Source organism: Microbacterium sp. Ru50 (assembly GCF_002920555.1).
Classification (GTDB): domain Bacteria; phylum Actinomycetota; class Actinomycetes; order Actinomycetales; family Microbacteriaceae; genus Microbacterium; species Microbacterium arborescens.
The window spans coordinates 313,570-333,683 of the sequence record NZ_PQSV01000002.1 but is presented as its reverse complement, the minus strand read 5'-3'; the positions used below and the strand labels follow the sequence as shown (position 1 = coordinate 333,683).

The window sequence follows — 20,114 nt, the reverse complement described above, 5'->3', positions numbered from 1 at the left end:
GCGTGACGACAGTTCGCGTCGGCTCGCATCGGGTTCGGGTCGCGCGGTGGCGTCAGCGGAAGTCTCGTGACTGGTGCCTCACCCCCACCCGCAGGTCTTCGAATGCGTCGGCGAGGATGTTCACGACTCCCTCGTTGGACCGCTCCAGGATGCCGCGGACGATGAGCGCCGGGCTGTCGCGCACGACTCGCCGGTAGCGGTGCCACATGCCCGTCGAGCAGATGACGTTCATCAGTCCGTGCTCGTCCTCGAGGTTGAGGAACGTGATGCCGGATGCCGTCGCCGGCCGCTGCCGGTGGGTGACGAGCCCGGCGATCTCGACGCGTCGTCCGGTCTCGTGCTGACGCAGGTCGTTCGCGGTGAGCACCCCGCGCGCGTCGAGCTGCGAGCGGTAGTGGGTCATCGGATGATCGTCGGGTGAGATGCCCGTGGCCCACAGGTCGGAGGCCAGCACGTCGTAGCTCGACTGGTCGGTGAACAGCGGCGGCTGCACGGCGATGAGCGAATCGGGCAGGTACTCGATGCGGTCCTGCGCGGCCGAGCCCGCCAGCCAGATGGCCTCGCGACGGGTGTGCCCGAAGCACTCCAGCGCGCCCGCAGTGGCGAGCGCTTCGAGCTGCGTCGTGTCGGCACCGGTGCGGCGCACCAGGTCGCGCATGTCGCGGTAGGGACCGGATGCCTCGCGCTCGGCGACGATCCGCTCGGCGAACCTCTTGCCGATGCCGGTGACCGCAGCGAGCCCGAGCCGCACCGCGAAGCCGCCGTCGCGGCGATGCGCCGCCGACTCGTCGGGGGCGTTGATGTCGAAGACCGGCACCGGAGGCTGCTCGCCGAGGCAGCTGTCGAGCCCCGTCGGCCCCGGCCGCCCCGCCTCGCCCGACACGGATTCGAGCACGGCTTCGGCCCCCGAGAGCTGCAGATCGGGGCGCCGCACCTCGACCCCGTGACGGCGGGCGTCGGCCGCCAACGTCGCCGGCGAGTAGAAGCCCATCGGCTGAGCCCGCAGCAGCCCGGCGAGGAACGCCGCCGGGTAGTGCAGCTTGATCCACGAGCTGGCGTAGACGAGCAGCCCGAACGACAGCGAGTGGCTCTCGGCGAAGCCGAAATTCGCGAACGCCTGGATCTTCGCGTAGATGTCGTCGGCGGCATCCCCCACCAGGCCGTTCTCAGCCATGCCCTCGTAGAGCTTCTGCTTGAGCGAGTCGATGCGCTCGATGCCGCGCTTGGAGCCCATCGCGCGACGCAGCAGGTCGGCGTCCTCGCCCGATAGCCCGCCGATGACCATGCCCATCTGCATGAGCTGCTCCTGGAAGACCGGCACCCCGAGCGTGCGTTCGAGCACGGGCTTGAGCTTCTCGTGCGGATACGTCGTCTTCTCGTACCCGAGCTTGCGGCGCACGTACGGGTGCACGGCGCCGCCCTGGATGGGTCCCGGCCGGATGAGGGCGATCTCGATCACGAGGTCGTAGAACCGGCGCGGCTGCAGGCGCGGCAGCAGGCCCATCTGCGCGCGGGACTCGACCTGGAACACCCCGATCGAGTCGGCCCGGCACAGCATGTCGTAGACGGCCGCTTCTTCCTTCGGCAGCGTCGACAGCTCGAACCTCTCCCCCGTCGCCCCCTCGATGAGGTCGAAGCAGTACTGCAGCGCGGCGAGCATCCCGAGGCCCAGCAGATCGAACTTCACCAGGCCCATCCAGGCGGCGTCGTCTTTGTCCCACTGGATGACGGTGCGGTCCTGCATCCGGGCATGCTCGATCGGCACGACCTCGCCGACGGGACGATCGGTCAGCACCATGCCGCCCGAGTGGATGCCCAGGTGCCGGGGAGCTTTCAGCAGCTCGGCGGCGTAGCTGAGCACCCGCTCGGGGATGTCGTGGTCGGGACCGGTGTCGAGGGTCGCACCCCAGCGTTCGACCTGCTTCGACCAGGCGTCCTGCTGTCCCGGGGAGTGCCCGAGGGCCTTCGCCATGTCGCGCACGGCGTTCTTGGGCCGGTACTGGATGACGTTCGCCACCTGCGCCGCCCGCTCGCGCCCGTAGGTGGCGTAGACCCACTGGATGATCTCCTCGCGCCGGTCGGAGTCGAAGTCGACGTCGATGTCGGGCTCCTCCTCGCGGAGGGCCGAGAGGAAGCGCTCGAACGGCAGCCGGTAGTAGATCGAGTCGATCGCGGTGATGTCGAGCAGGTAGCAGACGGCGCTGTTCGCGGCCGAACCACGCCCCTGGCAGAGGATGCCGCGACGCCGCGCCTCTTGCACGATGCCGTGGACGATGAGGAAGTACCCCGGGAAGTCCTTCTGTTCGATGACGGCGAGCTCTCGCTCGATGCGGTCGCGGTCTTCGGCCGGCAAGTTCGGGTACTTGCGCGGCACGGCTTCCCACACGAGGTGCCGCAGCCACGTCATCGGCGTGTGCCCCTCGGGAACGGGAAGCTTCGGCAGGGCGGGCTTGGCCCGGCGCAGCGGGAAGGCGAGCTCGTCGGCGAGCTCGACGGTGCGCGCGACGGCGCCGGGGAACCGGCGGAAGCGCCGCGTCATCTCGGCGCCCGACCGCAGGTGCGCGCCCGCATGCGAGGGCAGCCACCCGTCGAGCTCGTCGAGCCCGCGATTGGCCCGCACCGCCGCGATCGCCGCGGCGAGGTGGGCGCGCTCGGGCACGGCGTAGTGCACGTTGTTCGTCGCGAGGATCGGCAGACCCCGCTCACGGGCGAGGCCGGCGAGGATGTCGTTGTGCCGCGAGTCGAGCGGCTCGCCGTGGTCCAACAGCTCGACCTCGACGGCATCGCGCCCGAACCGGTCGACCAGGGCGTCGAGCTCGGCGGCGGCAGCATCCGGTCCGCGCTCGATGAGCGCCCGGCGCACTGCTCCCTTGCGGCATCCGGTGAGGACGCTCCATTCGCCTCCGGCGATGTCGGCCAGATCGTCGAGCCGGTAGCGAGGCTTGCCCTTCTCCGCTCCGGCGAGCTGCCCCTGGGTGAGCGCGCGCGCCAGCCGGTGGTAGCCCTCTTCGCCGCGGGCGAGGACGAGCAGATGCTCCCCCGGCGGGTCGGCCTCGTTGCGCGCGGCGCCGACGCGCTGCGGCAGATCGAGCGACAGCTCCGCCCCGAACACGGTCTTCACCGCCAACTGCTCGGCGGCTTCGGCGAAGCGGACGATGCCGTAGAACCCGTCGTGGTCGGTGACGGCGAGAGCGTGCAACCCCAGCCGTTCGGCCTCTTCGGCCAGCTCTTCGGGCGATGAGGCTCCGTCGAGGAACGAGTACGACGTGTGCGCGTGCAGCTCGGCGTACGGCACCGCGTTCTCGGGACGCTCGATCCTCGGCGCCGAGTACTTTCCGCGCTTGCGCGACCACGCGGGACTGTCGCCGCCGTCGGCACCCGCCGGCGCGCTCGGGGCACGGTTGCCGCTGAGCAGTCGTTCCATCTCGGACCACGGCACCGAGGGGTTGTTGAAGCCCATCAGTCGTACCGCCCCTCGACCGACCATTCGCCGCCGTCGCACACCAGCAGCCACGCGGTCTGGGTGGCATCGACCATCTGGAAGCGGTGGGCATGGCGCGCTCGCGCGGCATCCCACGCCCGCTCGATCACCGGCCACGGCCCCGCCCACGAGCGGATGCCGCGCGACCCGGTCGACGACACCAGAGTGGCCGGGATCGCCGTCAGCTCGCCCCGCCCGTCGACGGCCACCATGTCGCCCTCCCGATCGACGACCGCCAGCGGCAGCGCCCGCTCGAAGACCGTCGCGGGCAGCGGGTCGGGCAGGCTTCCCGGCCAGGGCCGCTCGCGCGAGCTCGTCACCGGACGGTCGCCCCACGGCACGAGCACCTGCCGCTCGGCGAGCCAGCGCCCGCCGCCGACAACCGGGGTCACGACGCCCGTGTGGCCGAGCATCGCCTGGACGCGCGACAGGGCGTGGTGCACCCGCTGCTCGGGACCGGAGCCGAACAGCGAGACGGCGTGGTGGGATGCCGCATCCACCGCTTCGGGCTCGATCTTGACCCGGGCGACACCGCTGGTGAGCTTGCCGCTCTCGGCCAGCTGCCAGCGCACCCGGTCGACGACGGCGGCGGCGTCGAACGTGCCGGGGTGGAGCCACACGCGGTTGCTCGTCTCGCCCCGGTCGCCGGTGAGAATGACCCGCAGCTCGGTGCACACGAGATCGACCGCACCGAGACCAGCGATGAACTCCTCGGCCGCGACCCTCATGCCGAACGCGACCTGATCGGCCAGCTCGAGAGGAGGCTCGAACGCGACCTCGCGGTGGAGCTCGGGCGGCGGGGTGCGCGGGACGACCGGGCGCGAATCGGCGCCGGAGGCGAGGCCATGCAAGCGCGCGCCGCGGGGGCCGAAACGTTCGACCAGTCGTTCGGGCTCGATCGCAGCGAGGTCGCCGAGGGTCTGCACGCCGAGCCGGGCGAAGAGGTCGACGGAGTCGTCGTCGAGCACCGCGATCGTCAACGGAGCGAGGAACTCCGCCGAGCGCCCGGCCTCGACCACCCGGATGGGCCGGTCGGGGCGGGTGCTCATCCGCGCCGCCTGCTGCGCCGTGAAGGGGCCGTCGGCGACACCGGCCCGCATGTCGAGGTCGCCCTCAGCCACCGCGGCCAGCAGCGCGCCGGCGGCCTCGGTCTCACCGCCGTAGAAACGCGCGGGGCCGCGCACGCGCAGCGCGCAGAGCCCCGCCTCGAGCACCTGCACTCCCGGCGCCATCTCTTCGAGGCGCGCCACGATCGGCGCGAACTCCCGGTGATCGCGCACCGCATCCGCGTCGGCCACCTGCAGCGCGGGACATCGGGCCTGCGCGTCACGGCGACGCTGCCCGCGGGCGACGCCGTCGGCACGCGCGGCCGCTGAACACGCGATGACCACGCCTTTCTCGAAGACCGCGATCGGCGCGTTCGGATCGCCGCCGCTTTCGCGCACGAACGCCACGACCGGCCAGTCGGGCACCCACACCACGAGACTGCGTACCGGCGCCGTCGCCTCCTGCTCCCCCACGTCAGACCGCCCGTCGCATCGGGATCGGCTCGACGACCGGGCCGCCCGCGAGAGCCCGCTCGTGCGGAGCGGCCGAGATCGCGCCATCGGGCGCGGGCAGCAGCATCCGCGCCGATCGGGGAACCGGGAACCGCCGGCTCGACACGGTGACCGTCAGCTCGCGGTCGCTGAGGTAGCCGTCACCGTCGCCCAACCCCGACCACCGCGGATCGGTGACGTCGAGCATCGCCTCGGTCTGCGGCCACGGCCCCTGCACGAGCAGCACCGTTCCACGGTCGCGCAGCCGACCCGCGAGCTTGGCGATGTCGGAGTCTTTCGCCCGCTCGGGCGGACGCACCGCGACGATAGGAAGGACGTCGGCGATCGTCGCGGTGACAGCGAGCCACCGGGCTCCCGGATCGGGGATCAGCACGACGCGGGACAGGTCGACCCCGGCGTGCTCCGCCGCTTCGGCCCCGAAGCCGGGCATCCCGACCACACCGCACCACGACCCGGTCTGCGACGGCTGGGCGAGCAGGGCGAACAGCAGCGAGGACGACGAGCCGAGCGAATAGGCGGCGCCGGGCCGCAGCCCCCGCCCGGGCAGCAGTCCGGCCAGGGCAGGATGGGTCGGCAGCACCGGAGCATCGAGGCGGCGCCCCTGCATCCGCTCCATCTGCGCGCGCAGTCGCTGCACGTCCTCGGCGGCAGCGGGATTGCGCATGATCGACCTCACTCAGCAAGGGTAGAACATATGTTCTAGACCATCAATGTCGAGATCGAAGATACGACCGACTTCCGACATCGCATCCGTATCGGAGCGCAGACTGCTGCTACCCGTATACCCCGGGGCCAGCGAGGCGTATGTTCACAAGCATGTGGACAGTACTTGTGATCTTGATCATCGTGTGGGTGGTGCTGTCGATTGTGGGGTTCGCGTTCGAGGGCTTGCTCTGGCTAGGAATCATCGGCGTGGTGTTGACCCTCGGGACCCTCGCGTTCGGGATCATCCGGCAGCGAGCGGGGCGCCGCCCCTGACACCGGAGCAGTTTCGGGCTCCGGTTTGCGCACACGTGCACCACACGCGGAACCTCGGACGCGGCCTCGAACACCCGACCGCGCGCATACGCGAGCGAGTGGAGCTCCGAGGCCCAAGCGAGGGTGCGGCGGGTGAAGCGCGATCGCCGCGCGGCTCCTTGCAGCGTCAAACGGGAACCGATCCCAGCCCATCCGAGCCGGCCGCGCGGTCAGCATGTTTCCGACGAGCGTTCCGCAGTTGCCGACGATGACGGTGTGCGCTCGCGCGGTGCGCGACCGGCTCCCGTCGATCCTGTAGTCGATGCGGAACGGCCGGTTGGCGAGGACTGGTCGCGCGATCGGCGAGACGTACGCGAGCCATCCGAGATGCTTCTTCGCGCGAGCATTCGTGTTGGCCGCCATATCCGCATCGAGCCCGATCCCCGCCATCACGACGAAAGCATGCGAGATCCACTCGCCGTCGGAGTCCCTGATATCGGCGACAGCCGCATCGATGCGCCGTTCGTGCCCGAAGAAGGCCGCCGCCACCGCCGTATCGAGATCAGCGAGAGCGACGCCGAGCTCGCGGGCGAGAAGATTCCCTGTCCCGGCAGGAATGAGCGCGACGGGCATGCCGGTGCCGCGCAAGACCTCTGCTGCGGCACGGACGGTCCCGTCGCCGCCCGCGACCAGAACCACCGCTGGCCCGTCTCGTTGGGCATTCTGAGCGGCCAGAATCCTCCGCCCGAGTCGAGTACCACCGAGCCGGCGCCCAACTCGCCGCGAGCTCGTGAGCTCGTGAGCGCCGACGAGCCGGCGAAGTCGATCGGCATCCGCTTTGCCGGGATGAAAGACCACCGCCGCGTGGGGTGCGCTCCTCGCCGCGCCCTGACTCACCGAGGGACGCCTCCTCTGCTGCCGCAGACCAACCGTCGATCTGGACGCGGTACGCCTCGGCATGCGCTTATGACCGGACGTTACGACTCCCAGATGTGAGCCACACAGGTTGGGCCCGAAGGCATCTGATGCCTGACCGTCGGAGGGGCGGCAGGCTCAGGCGCCAGCCCATCCGCATGCGACCGCGTGGACTGCGAGGCGCAGAATCTGCGTTTCGGAATCCACACGCACCACTTCAGACGGCAGCGCCCGTTCGGTTGCGATACCGGACGTCACGGTCGCAAGGAACCTGGCTCGCATCTCGATCTGCCCCCCGGGGATCGCGCCTTCGTCTACGAGAGTCGTCAGCCATTGCTCGATCCGGTGACGCCCCATCCGATCGAGTGCGAGGAACGTCGCAGCCTCATCCTCGGACGGTGCTGTGGCCACGTACGCCTCGTAAAGAGTCCCCCATCGCTCCCGAGCCTGATCGCCGACTCCGACGTGAGCGAGAAGCAGTCGCATGCACCCGAGCAAGCGGTCTTCGGGCGACAGGGAACGATCATTGATGGGATCGTCGGGGATCTCCAGGTCGTACATCGCGGCGACCACCGTCTCGACGAGCGCGCGCTGCGTCGGGAAGAAGTGGCGCAATGACCCAGTGCTCACCTGGGCGCGAGCAGCTACCGCCCTCACGCTCAAGCGGGCGGTGGGATTCTCACCGAGCATCGTCGCCGCGGCGATGAGGATCTTCGAGCGGGTTCCCGGCTCCGAGGAGTCAGCGTCCATATTCACCTCTGATGCGGCGTCGATCTATCACAGTGTGCTAGCTTACCCCTTCGATGACTATCACACCGTACTAGACAAGAGGTAGACGATGGCTCTCCGGAACTGGCGCAACCGCCGCGTCCACGCTGGCTCGGGCGAACCGATACGCCGATATCGCTGGTGGCAGATGTTCAGCCGTTCGCTGCGCTCGATCACCCTGATGACAGCGGAAGGGCACACGAGGACCTATACGGTCGATGTGCGTCATGGAGGTGACATGACCGACGGCGAGGTTCGCGCCCGCCTCTACGTCGACGGAGCGTTGCAGTCCTACGCGAAACTCCCCGCCCGCTTCGCTGCGCCCGGCGGCCACATCGAGGTTGCGATCACGGGATTCGGACTCAAGCGGTGCCACTTCGTGGCCGCAGACGGCGCCGAGCGGCAGCTGTCGCCTGAGCCGCGATCGGCCGAAGGGCGGCGCGCGCGCCTCCACCAGCAGCACCCGCGGGTCAGCCGTCTGGTCGGCCTCATCTCCGTTGCATTCGTCGTCGTCGGCCTCTGCATCGAGGTACCCCAGATCATCGAAGCCCTGTCGCAGATCCCCCTCATCGCCGATTCGATCGGCACCTTCGCCTCGCCCATCCAGCTCCCGCTCCACATAAATCTGATGATCGGGCTCGCAGCCGTCGTCGGCAGCACGGAGCGGGCACTCCGCATGCGTTCGAACTGGCTCGATGAGCTCGCCAGCTGATGACCCCACGAAAGGAAACGCTGTGACGAACAACACTCTGATCCGCCCGCAACGGATGGAAGGCGAAAAGCGACGATGGCGAACATCGGGCATCTCCGCGACCGCCGCTTCCCTGCTGGTTCTCACCGGTTGCGCCGTTGGGACTCCGGAGGGCGAACCGAATGCGGCAGAAGCGGATCTCGAACAGTACCTGAGCCAAGACCTCGAGTTCGGGCCCTGTGACCCCACGATCGTAGGCTCGCAGCCCCCGGTCCCGGAGATCGTCGCTGCCGCTGAGAGCGCAGAATGCTCCACTCTGACCGTGCCCCTGGACTACGAGGATCCCGACGGTGAAACCATCCAGATCGCCGTCAGTCGCGTCGCCGCCCAGGGCAACGACCGCATCGGGTCCGTGGTCCTGAACCCCGGCGGCCCTGGCGGCCAGGCGACGACGTTCGCACCCCTCGTCGCCGCGCTGTGGAACGGCACCTCCATCGCAGAGCGGTTTGACATCATCGGCTTCGACCCGCGAGGAGTCGGACTCAGCCGCCCAGCAGTCGACTGCTACACCGACGAAGAAAGAGACGACGACGTGACGCTTTCGGCGCTCGGCTCATGGACGCCTGAGTCCGCTCGCGAGATCGTCGACACGTGCGCGGGGCGTACAGGCAGCGAGGAGTTGCTCGCACACCTGGGTACCCGTGACGCCGCACGCGACATGGACATCCTCCGCTCCGCGCTCGGCGACGAGAAGCTGACGTTCGCAGGCGTGAGCTACGGCACACGACTGGGGGCGGTGTACGCCGAGATGTTTCCACAGAACGTCCGCGCCCTCGTCCTCGACGGCGCCGTGGACCCGCTCAAGAACACGCGGGAGCGCCGGATTCAGCTCAGCGAAGGACTTCAGTCAGCGTTTCAGCGCTTCGCCGACTATTGCGCGGCTCAAGGAGCATGCCCGCTCGGCGACGACCCGAGCGAGGCGACGAGAGCGGCGCAAGCGCTCCTGCAACCCCTGGCCGACAGCCCCCTGATCGCTTCTGACGGCCGCGAAGTCGGTTTCCTCGCAGCCGGCGAGGGGATCGTCGCCGGCCTGTACTCGGAAGCCACGTGGCCCGCGATAGCCGCTGCCCTGACAGAGCTGCAGGCGGGGCGGCCGGATGCCGTGCTCGCACTGCGCGACGGATACTACGGTCGGTCGGACAGCGGCGCCTACACCAACTCGTTCGAAGCTCTCTTCGCGATCAACTGCCTCGACGAGGAACGCTTCACCTCGGAAGAGATGACCCAGCTCGGTGAAGCCATCAACGAAGCGGTGCCGTTCCTCGATCCGGGGACCGACCCCGGAACGCAGGATGGGTGTGAGTACTGGCCGGCGCAACCCTCCCTCGGGTATCCCTACGCGACCGACACAGACGGACTGCCCGAAGTACTCGTGGTCTCCGCCACGGGAGACCCGGTGACTCCTCACGATGGCGGTATCAGCCTCGCCCATACGCTCGGCGCCCGACTGCTCACCGTCGAGGGCAATCAGCACGGGACGATCATCTCGCGCAGCGAGTGCATCGACGAGATCGTCGCGCGATACCTCGTCGATCTCGAACCGCCGGCGCGAGGAGCTACCTGCACCCTGTGACTCGGACCCGCACCCGCGGATCTCGAGCGCACAGGGCGATCAGGCGGCGAGACTCAGGTAGGGCTCCCAGCGCGGGTCGGATCGCTCCGTTCCCCGCACCGTCCACTGCGGTCCACGCGGAGGCTTCGGCAGCCACCGCAGCTCCCACCCCATCTCCTGCGGAGTGTGGTCGCTCTTGAGGTTGTTGCACCGCAGGCAGCAGGCGACGAGGTTCTCCCACGAGTTGCTGCCCCCGCGCGAGCGAGGCATGACGTGGTCGATGGTCGACGCCGCCTTTCCGCAGTACGCACATCGGTGCGCATCACGGCGGAGCACCCCGCGCCGTGTCACCGGCACTCGGCGCGCATTCGGGATACGGACGTACCGGGTCAGGACGATCACCGCCGGGCGTTCGTACGTCCCGTCGATCCCGAGAACGGGGTCATGGACGACGTGCTCGACGATCGTCGCCTTGTCGTTCAACACCAGGAGGAGGGCCCGACGGAACGACACCACAGCGAGTGGCTCATACCCGGCGTTCAGTACCAGAGTGCGCATTTCCTGTCCTCACGAACTGCCCTGACGGCTTCAGCGGATGTTCGATGACCGACGTAACGCGCGCCGTGCGGGCAGGTCCCGCGAGGGTGTGAGCACGAAAAAAGGCGCCGTCATGAAGACAGCGCCTTGATTCACGGCCGAGGCCGCAGTGGTGCACACGATGCCGCAGGACGTAGCGACCGATCGCATTCACGGTTCGAATGCCCGGTACTGGTCCCATCGGCTCCCCCTCGGCGTGCGCGAGCGTCGCGTTCAGGGTAATACACCCTCGACCCCGGGAAGGTCGACGGAAGATGAACGGATGATGCGTGTCGTCAGCCCGCGTTCGCGACGAGCCACGACTCGGCGTTCACGTACGCGCCGTCGACGACGATCTCGAGGTGCAGGTGCGTTCCGAACGCACGGCCTGTGTCGCCCACCTGGCCGAGCAGCTGGCCCGCCGAGACGGTGTCGCCGACCTGCACCGCGCGGGTGCCCCAGTCCATGTGGGCGTAGAGGCTCGTGACGTTGGTGCCGTTGATGTTGTGCGCGACCTTGACGTACACGCCCCAGCCCGGACCGCTCTCGCTCGACGCGACGACCGTGCCGTCGGCGACCGAGTAGATCGGCGTGCCACGGTCGGCCATGTAGTCGGTGCCGCGGTGACCGGCGTACGGGGTGCCGAAGTTGTTGAACGACATCAGAGGACGACGCACGAGACCGGAACCCGGCGCGACGAGCGGAATCGACTGGCTGTACGACGTCGAGGATGCGGTCGAGCTGCTCGCGGAGATGCGGTTGGCGAGAGCCTCGGCGGCTGCCTTCGCGGCGGCCTCCTCGTCCTTCTTCTTCTGGATCTCTTCGGGTGTGGTCGCCGTGAACCCGCTGCGGTCGAGGGAAGCGGGGCCCACCTCGGACGCGACGACGATCGACTGCGCATTGTCGGCGGCCACCTGCTGCAGCGTCATCGCATCGGCCGACGTACCGCGCACGGCGGCGAAGGCCGGGATGGCGACGGTCGCCACGAGACCCACCACGGCAGCGACCGTGAAGGTGCTGCGGACGGGGTGGACCCGACGTCGGCTGCGGCGGGTGGCGCGGTTCTCAATGGTCGCGACGTCCCGTGATTGCTTCTTTGCTGTCGGGAAGCGGCGGCCACGCAGGGCGCGACCAGAGCGGTCGGGATTCGTCGCGTCGACCTCGGGTACGTCTACCGACGAATCGTTGTTTTCAGCCAAATCAGTCCTCCGGCGCCTCTGCGCGATGGTCTGCGCTGGCTCGTCGATACTGCGCGTGTAGGTCCACGCGACATTCGGGTGTCACCGCGTGGACGACGAGCCGAAGAGGCAATCCATGCAGCGGTCTCGGGCGGGCTTCTCGCCTGAAGACTTCTCGAGGCTACCGGAAGGTAACGAATAAGTCACGCTGTCGCCCCCATCCCCACCCGACGCTCAGGGTCGACGCGACGCGGACTGGATCGACGTCTGCGCGGGGCGGATCGTGCCGCGAGCCGGCAGGGACCTCAGTCGCGGCGCGTGAGGAAGATGTGCGAGGCGACCTCGACGGGGAGCTCGAGCCCCTCGTCGACGCCATCCATCTGCACGAGGACGTAGCCCTCGGAGAACTGGAAGGTGCCGTCGCGACCGGGGACGACACCCGCGGCCCGCAGCTGCTGCAGCAGTTCAGGATCGACCTGGGCCGGCTCGGCGAGGCGGCGCACGGTGCCCTCGATCGGGCCCCCAGTCTCGTTGAGGACGCGGACGAGGCCGACCACGCCGTCATCGAACGTGCGAGCAGGCACATCGCCGAGCTGATCGAGGCCGGGGATCGGGTTGCCGTACGGCGATTCGGTGGGGTGACCGAGCAGCTCGATGAGGCGGCGCTCGACGAGCTCGCTCATCACGTGCTCCCAGCGGCACGCCTCTTCGTGGACGTAGGCCCAGTCCAGGCCGATCACGTCGCTGAGCAGGCGCTCGGCGAGGCGGTGCTTGCGCATGACGTCGACGGCCTTCTGTCGTCCGCTGTCGGTCAGCTCGAGCGAGCGGTCTTCCGAGACGACGACCAGGCCGTCGCGCTCCATGCGGCCGACCGTCTGCGAGACGGTGGGGCCGGAGTGCCCGAGACGCTCCGAGATGCGCGCACGCAGAGGGACGATCGCCTCTTCCTCGAGCTCGAGGATGGTACGCAGATACATCTCTGTCGTGTCGATGAGATCGGTCATCACAGCCCTTGTCGTGCGCGTGGTCGGAAGAACCCCAGCCTATCCGCTGGCGAGGACATGCGAGGCTGCCCTTACCTCATGCTCATGGCACGGCGGGCCCAGACACCGCCTCTAGAATCGGCTCATGGCGCACGTCACCCTGCCCCGAGACATCCTTCCTCGCGACGGCCGCTTCGGCTGCGGTCCCGCCAAGATCCGCCCCGAGCAGGTCGCCGCCCTGTCGGGTCCCGGCTCGATCCTGCTCGGCACGTCGCACCGTCAGTCGCCGGTGAAGAGCCTCGTCGGCCAGGTCCGCTCCGGTCTCTCCGACCTGCTGCGACTGCCGAACGGCTACGAGATCATCCTCGGCAACGGCGGATCGACCGCCTTCTGGGATGCCGCAGCATTCGGCCTCATCGAGAACCGCAGCCAGAACCTCGTCTTCGGCGAGTTCGGCGGCAAGTTCGGTGCGGCCGCATCCGCGCCCTGGCTGCAGGCGCCCGACATCCGCAAGGCCGAGCCCGGTTCGAGCATCACGGCGGAGCCCGTCGAGGGCGTCGACGTCTACGCCTGGCCTCACAACGAGACCTCGACGGGTGTCGCCACTCCCGTGCGCCGCGTCGCCGGCGACGAGGGCGCGCTGACGGTCATCGACGCCACGAGCGCGGCCGGCGGCATCGACTTCTCGGTCTCGCAGTGCGACGTCTACTACTTCGCCCCGCAGAAGAACCTCGGCTCCGACGGGGGCATCTGGTTCGCCGCGGTCTCGCCCGCGGCGATCGAGCGGATCGAGCGAGTCGCCGCCTCGGGTCGCTACATCCCCGAGTTCTTGAGCCTGAAGAACGCGCTCGACAACTCGCGGCTCAACCAGACGCTGAACACGCCCGCCGTCGCGACGCTGTACCTGCTCGACAAGCAGCTCGAGTGGATCCACAGCAACGGTGGCCTGCAGTGGGCCGCCGACCGCACTGCGGAATCATCGTCCGCACTGTACGACTGGGCCGAGGCTTCGGAGCACGCGACGCCCTTCGTCGCCGATCCCGCCGACCGCTCCCCCGTCGTGGTCACGATCGACTTCGATGAGACCGTCGACGCCGCCGCCGTCGCCAAGAGCCTGCGCGGCAACGGCATCGTCGACACCGAGCCCTACCGCAAGCTCGGCCGCAACCAGCTGCGCATCGCCACGTTCGTCTCGATCGAGCCCGACGACGTGCGCCAGCTCATCAAATGCATCGACTACACGATCGACCGTCTCTGACGGCGGCGCACCGCTGAGACGACAGAAGGGATGCCGCACCGCGCGGCATCCCTTCTGTCGTTCTGGGCGAGAGCGGTCAGCGCTCCCAGGGCGATTCGTCGTGGTCGGACTCGTCATCCTCGTCGTCGTCGGACTCGTCATCCTCATCGGACTCGTCGGACTCGTCATCCTCGTCGTCCTCGGAGTCCTCGGAGTCCTCGTCTGATTCGTCGTCTGCCGCCCCGGCGTCGAGGGCGTCGATGTCGACCCCGTCGACGTCGCCCGCGTGGGTGACGGCCGTGCTGCCGTCGGCGAAGTCGTCGTCGTCCGCATCGTCATCGTCATCGTCGATGTCGTCGGCATCGTCGAGGTCGACCGCGTCATCATCATCGAGATCGTCGTCGGAGTCGTCCTCGTCGGCAGCGGCCTGGGCAGCCTGATACTCGGCGAGCCGCACGGCCCAGGGCACCCACTCGGGGGCCAGGAGGGCACCGGCGGCGGGGAGCAGTTCGACTTCGAGAACCGTCGGCTCGGCGTCCTCGACCACCGCGACACTGACGGTCCAGAGCCACCCGGGGTACCCGGCGAGACGGTTCGCGAAACGCAGCGAGACCACACCGTCGGCCTCGACCACGTAGTCGACCGGGTCGCCGACCGTCGAGGCAGGGGTGATCTCGGCGAGCGCCGCCAGGGCCAGATCGTGCGCGGCGAGCAGACGCTCGTCGACGGTCACCGGATCGGTCGGCACAGCGTCCTCGGTTGCCGGAGCATCCTCGGAGACGGCGGTCACTTCGGCGACGGGCTCGGCGGAGCCGGGCTCGTGCGACGTCGAGGCGTCAGGAGAGTCAGGCGTCGAGGTCATCGGCGACCTTGCGCAGCACCGCGGCGATCTTCTTGCCGTGACCCGAGCTGGGGTACCGGCCGCGACGGAGGTCGGCACCGATGCCGTCGAGGAGCTTGACGAGGTCCTCGACGATGATCGCCATGTCGTCCGCGGGCTTGCGGTTGCGCTTGCTCAGGCTGACGGGAGCCTCGAGCACGCGAACGGCCAGGGCCTGCAGGCCGCGCTTGCCATCGGCGACGCCGAACTCCAGGCGCGTGCCGGGCTTGAGCGACTCGGTGCCCGCCGGGAGTGCCGTGGCGTGCAGGAAGACGTCCTGGCCGTCATCGGAGGAGATGAAGCCGAACCCCTTCTCGTCGTCGTAGAACCTGACCTTGCCGGTGGGCATGTGCGTACCTCGCTGTCACGGACCGCGTTTCGCGGGCAGAACGGAATGCCGGGACCGTTTGAGCCCCGGCAACCAGCCTACGGCACCGCCGCGAAGCGCTACGCTGATGCGGATGAGCACGCGCAGCACGGGCGACGACCTTCCGGTCCGCCGTATAGACCGCATCCTCGCGTTCATGTCGCTGGGACTGCTGATCCTGGCGATCGTCTGCTTCTTCGCGATCATCATCGGCACCGCGACCGGCATGGAGCAGGCGGACTTCGGCTCGGGGGTGTGGCCGACGGTCAGCGCGATCGTGTGGATCGCCCCGCCGATCGCGTTCGCCCTGCTGCTGACGGTGCTCATCATGACCTTCATCCGACGGAGCCGGGCCAACAAGGGCCGGTGACGTGTCTCCTGTCGACGCCCGTGCCCTCGCGAGCTGGCTCGCCACGGTCGACGACGACGTCCTGACGGCACTCCTGCGTCGACGCCGCGTCTCGATCGATGCCGCGTGGGCCGACTTCTTCGACGCCGCCGAAGCGCTGCTCGACCCCACGGCGGTGGCGAAGGCCGCCCCGCTGCTGTCTCGGCCGCTCGTCGACGCCATGGATCAGGCCGTCGCCTCGGACGAGCCGGTGCCCCCGGGCACGGCACGCGACGAGCTGCTGCACCTCGGGCTCGTCTCCCCCGAGGGCCTGCCCTACGCCGGCGCGGCGGCCGCATGGCGCGACCTCTCGCGACCCGAGACCCCGGATCCGGCGACCGCGGGAGCTGCCGCGGAGGATGACGCGCAGCTGGCCGAACGAGCCTTCACCGCGCTCTCGTCGCTCGCCGACGTTCTCTCGCTGACACAGCCGTCACCCCTCGGACGCACCGGCGCCGGAACTCTGGGCGCCGGCGATCGCCGCCGGCTGGTCGATGCGGGAGCCGTGGCGGATGCCGCGACGGTCGACCTCGTGATCGGCATCGGTCTCGACGCCGGGCTGCTGAGAGCGGTGGACCGGGAATGGCGGGTCACGACGGACGGGAGCGCGTGGCTCCTGCGCGGATCGGTCGATCGTTGGGTCGAGACCGCGTCACACCTCCGCGACGCCCTCCCCGCCGCGTTGCGCACGGAGAACGGCGGTTGGCGGCCGCCGGCCGAATGGCACCTCGCCTACCCGCTCGATCCTCAGTGGCCGGCTCGGGCCGGCCGCCTCGCGGCGCAGTGGCGGCTCTGGGCGATCATCGACGCCTCGGGCCGACCGGCAGCATGGGCGACGGCGATGGCGGACGGCGGCGACGTCGACCGGGAGACCCTGCAGGCGCACCTGCCCGGCGAGGTCGACCGCATCTTCCTCCAGAACGACCTCACCGCGATCGCCCCGGGACCCCTCGAACCCGCGATCGATGCGCGGCTGCGCCGGGCGGCGCGACGCGAATCGCGCGCGCAGGCATCGACCTACCGGTTCTCCGCCGAATCGATCGGAGCGGCGCTCGCGGCCGGAGAGGATCCGGCATCCCTCGCCGAATTCCTCACCGCGATCTCGCTGACCGGCCTGCCGCAGCCGCTGGCGTACGAGCTCGAGCGCGCGGCGCAGCGCCACGGGCGCCTGCGCGTGGGGACCGATGCGACCGGCCGTACCCAGGTCACCGCATCCGAGCCGACTGCTCTCGACACGCTCGCGGTCGACCAGGCGTTGCGCCCGCTCGGTCTCATCCGCGACGGTGACCGGCTCATCAGCCGCAGCTCGGTGGACGCCGTCTTCTGGATGCTGAGCGACGCCCGCTATCCCGTCGCCGCGGTCGACGCGGACGGACGGGTGCGCATCCTCGACCGCGCCCGCCTGACCGATTCCTCACCGGGAACGGCGGCGGGTGCCGACGACGCGTCGTATGCGCCACTCGTCGAGCGTATGCGCCGCGCTCACTCCTCCGACGACGCGGATGCCGCGTGGCTGGGGCGCGAGCTCGAGCAGGCCGTCAAGGCGCGGGCGGTGATCGAGGTGAGCGTGCGGCTGCCGGACGGCACGACGCGCGACTTCGTGCTCGAGGCGACCGGCCTCGGAGGCGGTCGTCTCCGCGGCCGCGACCGCGCATCGGATGTCGAGCGCACCCTGCCGGTGTCGAGCATCGTCTCGGCGCGTCTGACCTGAGCTCGGTCGCCGCTCGCCGCGCAGGCCGATGCCCGTTCAGCACCGGTACGATTGCTCGTTATGGCTGATGGCCCCCTGATCGTCCAGAGCGACCGCACCGTGCTGCTAGAGGTCGCCCACCCGAGCGCGGAGGACGCGCGGCACGAGCTCGCGATCTTCGCCGAACTCGAACGCGCCCCGGAGCACATCCACACCTACCGCATCACGCGGCTGGGCCTGTGGAACGCCCGCGCCGCGGGGCACGACGCCGACGACATGCTCGCGACGCTCGATCGGTGGTCGCGCTTCCCGGTGCCGCCGTCGGTGTCGACCGACATCCGCGAGACGGTCACCCGGTACGGACGCCTCGTCATCGAACGCGACGAGGAGGGCACGCTCGTGCTGCGTTCGAACGACGCGGCCGTGCTGGCCGAGGTCACCCGCAACAAGCGGATCCAGCCCCTGCTGCTGGGGCACCCCACGCCCGAGACGTACGTCATCGACGCCTGGGCCCGCGGCCAGATCAAGCAGGAGCTGCTGAAGATCGGCTGGCCGGCGGAGGATCTCGCCGGCTTCACCCCCGGCACACCCCACGAGATCGAGCTGCACGAAGACGGCTGGAGCCTGCGCCCCTACCAGCGCAAGGCGGTCGACATCTTCACCGAAGGCGGCTCGGGTGTGGTGGTGCTCCCCTGCGGCGCGGGCAAGACGCTCGTCGGGGCCGCGGCGATGGCCGACACGAAGACCACCACGCTCATCCTCGTGACCAACACCGTCAGCGCGCGGCAGTGGCGCAACGAGCTGCTCAAGCGCACGAGCCTGACGCCGGAGGAGATCGGCGAGTACTCCGGTCAGTCGAAAGAGGTCAAGCCGGTCACGATCGCGACCTACCAGATCCTCACCGCGAAGCGTAAGGGCGAGTACGCCCACCTCGCGCTCCTCGACGCCCTCGACTGGGGTCTCGTCGTGTACGACGAGGTGCACCTCCTTCCCGCGCCGGTGTTCAAGCTGACCGCCGATCTGCAGGCGCGACGCCGCCTCGGCCTCACCGCCACCCTCGTGCGTGAGGACGGCCGCGAGGGTGATGTGTTCAGCCTCATCGGCCCCAAGCGCTTCGACGCCCCCTGGAAGGAGATCGAGGCCCAGGGCTTCATCTCCCCCGCGGTCTGCTACGAAGTGCGCGTCGACCTCCCGGCGTCCGATCGCCTCGAGTACGCCGCGTCGGCCGACGACGAGCGGTACCGCCTGGCGGCCACCGCGCACGCGAAGATCGGCGTCGTCCGCGACCTCGTCGCGAAGCACGCGGGCGAGCAGATCCTCGTCATCGGGCAGTACCTCGATCAGATCGACGTGCTCTCCGACGCGCTCGGGGCACCGAAGATCACGGGGTCGACACCCGTCGACGAGCGCGAGGAGCTGTACGAGGCGTTCCGCACGGGAGAGATCCCCGTGCTCATCGTCTCGAAGGTCGCGAACTTCTCGATCGACCTGCCCGACGCCTCCGTCGCGATCCAGGTCTCGGGGTCGTTCGGATCCCGCCAAGAGGAGGCCCAGCGGCTCGGACGCCTGCTTCGTCCGAAGTCCAACGGTCACACCGCGAGCTTCTACACGCTCATCGCTCGCGACACCGTCGACCAGGACTTTGCGCAGAACCGGCAGCGCTTCCTCGCCGAGCAGGGGTACAGCTACACGATCCTCGACGCCGAGAAGCTCGAAGCGGCCTGAGCCGGTCGCCGCACGCCGGCCGCGTCAGGGCTTCGTGAGCTCGGGCGTCGGCTCGCCCGGAAGCGGCACGGTCGCCGTCGGCGTCGGCATGGGGATCGGCGCCGGCAGCGGTGTGCGCGGAAGGGCGTAGGTCCGCACGATCGGGCGGCGCCGCAGCACGTACTCGACGGCGAGGCAGTAGCCCCCGAGCAGCAACGTCGAGGTGGCGAAGCTCACCCAGCCGACATCCGCCGCCGTCGGGTCGGCTCCCGCAGCGATTCCGGTCGCGAAGGCCAGCAGGTTGTTGACGATGTGCACCGCGATCGCGGCCTCGAGTCCGCCCGTGCGCCACGTGAGCCAGCCCGCGGCGATCGCGAAGAGCGCGACGGGTGCCTGACCGACGGGGTCGTAGAGGTGCCCGATGACGAAGAGGGGAACGGGAAGCAGGATGGCGAACAGCGGATGCCGCAGCCACCGCCCGATCGCCTGCATCAGGTAGCCGCGGAAGACGTACTCCTCGGCCGCGGCCTGGACCGGAACGACGAGGACGACCACGAGCAGGCTCAGCCACAGGGTCGCGCCCGCCGGCGGCGTCAGTGCGGCTGCGCCCTCCTCGGCCGGGAGCAGCGCCGTGACGACCGTGACGACGACCGCCATAGCCACGGCGAGCGCGACGCAGACGAGCAGCCAGCGCCAGCGCAACCGCCCGAAGACGGCGGAGGCGAACCCGAGGCGACGACCGTTGACGATGAGCGACGCGAGCAGGTACGCGGGCAGCAGCAGCGCGATCGCGCCGAGGCCGAGAAGCAGTGACAGCGGGTCGCCGACATCCAGCGCTCCGCCATCGCGCAGGACGTCGTTGAGCGCGCGTGCCGCGTCATCGCTCGACAACGCGATGAGCAGGGCGGCGAGCGCGACCACGATCACCATGACGAGGTAGAGGACGATGCCGAGGGCGCCCACCGCGAGCGGGGTCCACCATCCCGAGCGACGACGTGCGAACACGAGCCGGTGGAATGCGAGACGGTCGGAATCGATCGGACGCGGCATGCCTCCATCCTCTCGCGACCCTTACCAGGTCGACCCGCTGCGGCGCGATATCCAGCAAACCGATGGGATCCGGTGCCA

16 protein-coding genes and 1 pseudogene are annotated in these 20,114 nt (G+C 69.5%); 6 read left to right on the top strand and 11 right to left on the bottom strand.

The genetic code is table 11. The annotated features are described in order from the left end of the window. Positions 1-52 precede the first annotated feature (52 nt). From C3481_RS11650 to C3481_RS11630, 5 genes and pseudogenes are all read right to left on the bottom strand, one after another. Positions 53-3,460: an error-prone DNA polymerase gene (locus C3481_RS11650; protein WP_071917920.1), complete on the bottom strand. Its 3,408-nt coding sequence runs from the start codon at positions 3,458-3,460 to the stop codon at positions 53-55. Continuing rightward, a complete protein-coding gene (locus C3481_RS11645; protein ID WP_258039106.1) occupies positions 3,460-5,001 on the bottom strand; it encodes a DNA polymerase Y family protein in 1,542 nt (513 codons plus the stop codon). Before C3481_RS11645 ends, C3481_RS11650 begins: the two co-directional genes overlap by 1 nt. A 1-nt stretch (position 5,002) precedes the next feature. Next, positions 5,003-5,704, bottom strand: a complete 702-nt coding sequence (locus C3481_RS11640; protein WP_064954983.1) for a hypothetical protein — start codon at positions 5,702-5,704, stop codon at positions 5,003-5,005. Between the two features lie 857 nt (positions 5,705-6,561). Next, a pseudogene (locus tag C3481_RS16795) lies at positions 6,562-6,957 on the bottom strand (diacylglycerol kinase family protein); the annotation flags it as partial. Between the two features lie 93 nt (positions 6,958-7,050). Continuing rightward, on the bottom strand, positions 7,051-7,662 hold the full coding sequence (locus C3481_RS11630) for a TetR/AcrR family transcriptional regulator (protein ID WP_103842414.1): 612 nt from the start codon (positions 7,660-7,662) through the stop codon (positions 7,051-7,053). A 256-nt stretch (positions 7,663-7,918) separates the two neighbouring features. Between C3481_RS11630 and C3481_RS11625 the strand changes: the two genes are divergently transcribed. After that, a complete protein-coding gene (locus tag C3481_RS11625; protein ID WP_258039105.1) occupies positions 7,919-8,392 on the top strand; it encodes a hypothetical protein in 474 nt (157 codons plus the stop codon). Positions 8,393-8,414: 22 nt separating this feature from the next. Continuing rightward, positions 8,415-10,004, top strand: a complete 1,590-nt coding sequence (locus tag C3481_RS11620) for an alpha/beta hydrolase (protein WP_219817665.1) — start codon at positions 8,415-8,417, stop codon at positions 10,002-10,004. A 39-nt stretch (positions 10,005-10,043) separates the two neighbouring features. Here the strand turns inward: C3481_RS11620 and C3481_RS11615 are convergent, their stop codons facing one another. The 3 genes from C3481_RS11615 to C3481_RS11605 form a co-directional block, all read right to left on the bottom strand. Further along, positions 10,044-10,541 (bottom strand): HNH endonuclease, encoded by a 498-nt coding sequence (locus C3481_RS11615; protein WP_023954771.1) that lies wholly within the window; start codon positions 10,539-10,541, stop codon positions 10,044-10,046. Between the two features lie 314 nt (positions 10,542-10,855). After that, the gene (locus tag C3481_RS11610) at positions 10,856-11,758 is read right to left on the bottom strand and encodes a M23 family metallopeptidase (protein ID WP_088380125.1); all 903 of its coding nucleotides are present in this window, start codon (positions 11,756-11,758) and stop codon (positions 10,856-10,858) included. Between the two features lie 284 nt (positions 11,759-12,042). After that, complete coding sequence (locus C3481_RS11605; protein ID WP_023954775.1) at positions 12,043-12,741, bottom strand: metal-dependent transcriptional regulator; 699 nt, start codon at positions 12,739-12,741, stop codon at positions 12,043-12,045. 124 nt (positions 12,742-12,865) lie between these two features. On the opposite strand from C3481_RS11605, the gene serC reads away from it, so the two are divergent. Continuing rightward, entirely contained in the window at positions 12,866-13,978 is a 1,113-nt protein-coding gene (gene serC, locus C3481_RS11600) for a phosphoserine transaminase (RefSeq protein WP_103842410.1), read from the top strand. A gap of 76 nt (positions 13,979-14,054) precedes the next feature. On the opposite strand, the gene C3481_RS11595 is transcribed toward serC, so the two are convergent. Together C3481_RS11595 and C3481_RS11590 are read right to left on the bottom strand one after the other, a co-directional pair. After that, the gene (locus C3481_RS11595; protein ID WP_103842408.1) at positions 14,055-14,819 is read right to left on the bottom strand and encodes a DUF3027 domain-containing protein; all 765 of its coding nucleotides are present in this window, start codon (positions 14,817-14,819) and stop codon (positions 14,055-14,057) included. Then, positions 14,803-15,186 carry a cold-shock protein gene (locus C3481_RS11590; RefSeq protein ID WP_023954781.1) on the bottom strand — a complete coding sequence of 128 codons (384 nt, stop codon included), beginning with the start codon at positions 15,184-15,186 and terminating at the stop codon, positions 14,803-14,805. Before C3481_RS11590 ends, C3481_RS11595 begins: the two co-directional genes overlap by 17 nt. Positions 15,187-15,298: 112 nt before the next feature. Between C3481_RS11590 and C3481_RS11585 the strand changes: the two genes are divergently transcribed. The 3 genes from C3481_RS11585 to C3481_RS11575 are packed head-to-tail and all read left to right on the top strand — an operon-like array spanning position 15,299 to position 19,007. Then, positions 15,299-15,574 (top strand): hypothetical protein, encoded by a 276-nt coding sequence (locus C3481_RS11585; protein WP_023954783.1) that lies wholly within the window; start codon positions 15,299-15,301, stop codon positions 15,572-15,574. Between the two features lies 1 nt (position 15,575). Then, complete coding sequence (locus C3481_RS11580; protein ID WP_103842406.1) at positions 15,576-17,303, top strand: helicase-associated domain-containing protein; 1,728 nt, start codon at positions 15,576-15,578, stop codon at positions 17,301-17,303. A gap of 60 nt (positions 17,304-17,363) precedes the next feature. Next, positions 17,364-19,007, top strand: a complete 1,644-nt coding sequence (locus C3481_RS11575; protein ID WP_088380128.1) for a DNA repair helicase XPB — start codon at positions 17,364-17,366, stop codon at positions 19,005-19,007. Between the two features lie 24 nt (positions 19,008-19,031). On the opposite strand, the gene C3481_RS11570 is transcribed toward C3481_RS11575, so the two are convergent. Further along, on the bottom strand, positions 19,032-20,036 hold the full coding sequence (locus tag C3481_RS11570) for a CPBP family intramembrane glutamic endopeptidase (RefSeq protein ID WP_103842404.1): 1,005 nt from the start codon (positions 20,034-20,036) through the stop codon (positions 19,032-19,034). Positions 20,037-20,114: the final 78 nt, after the last annotated feature.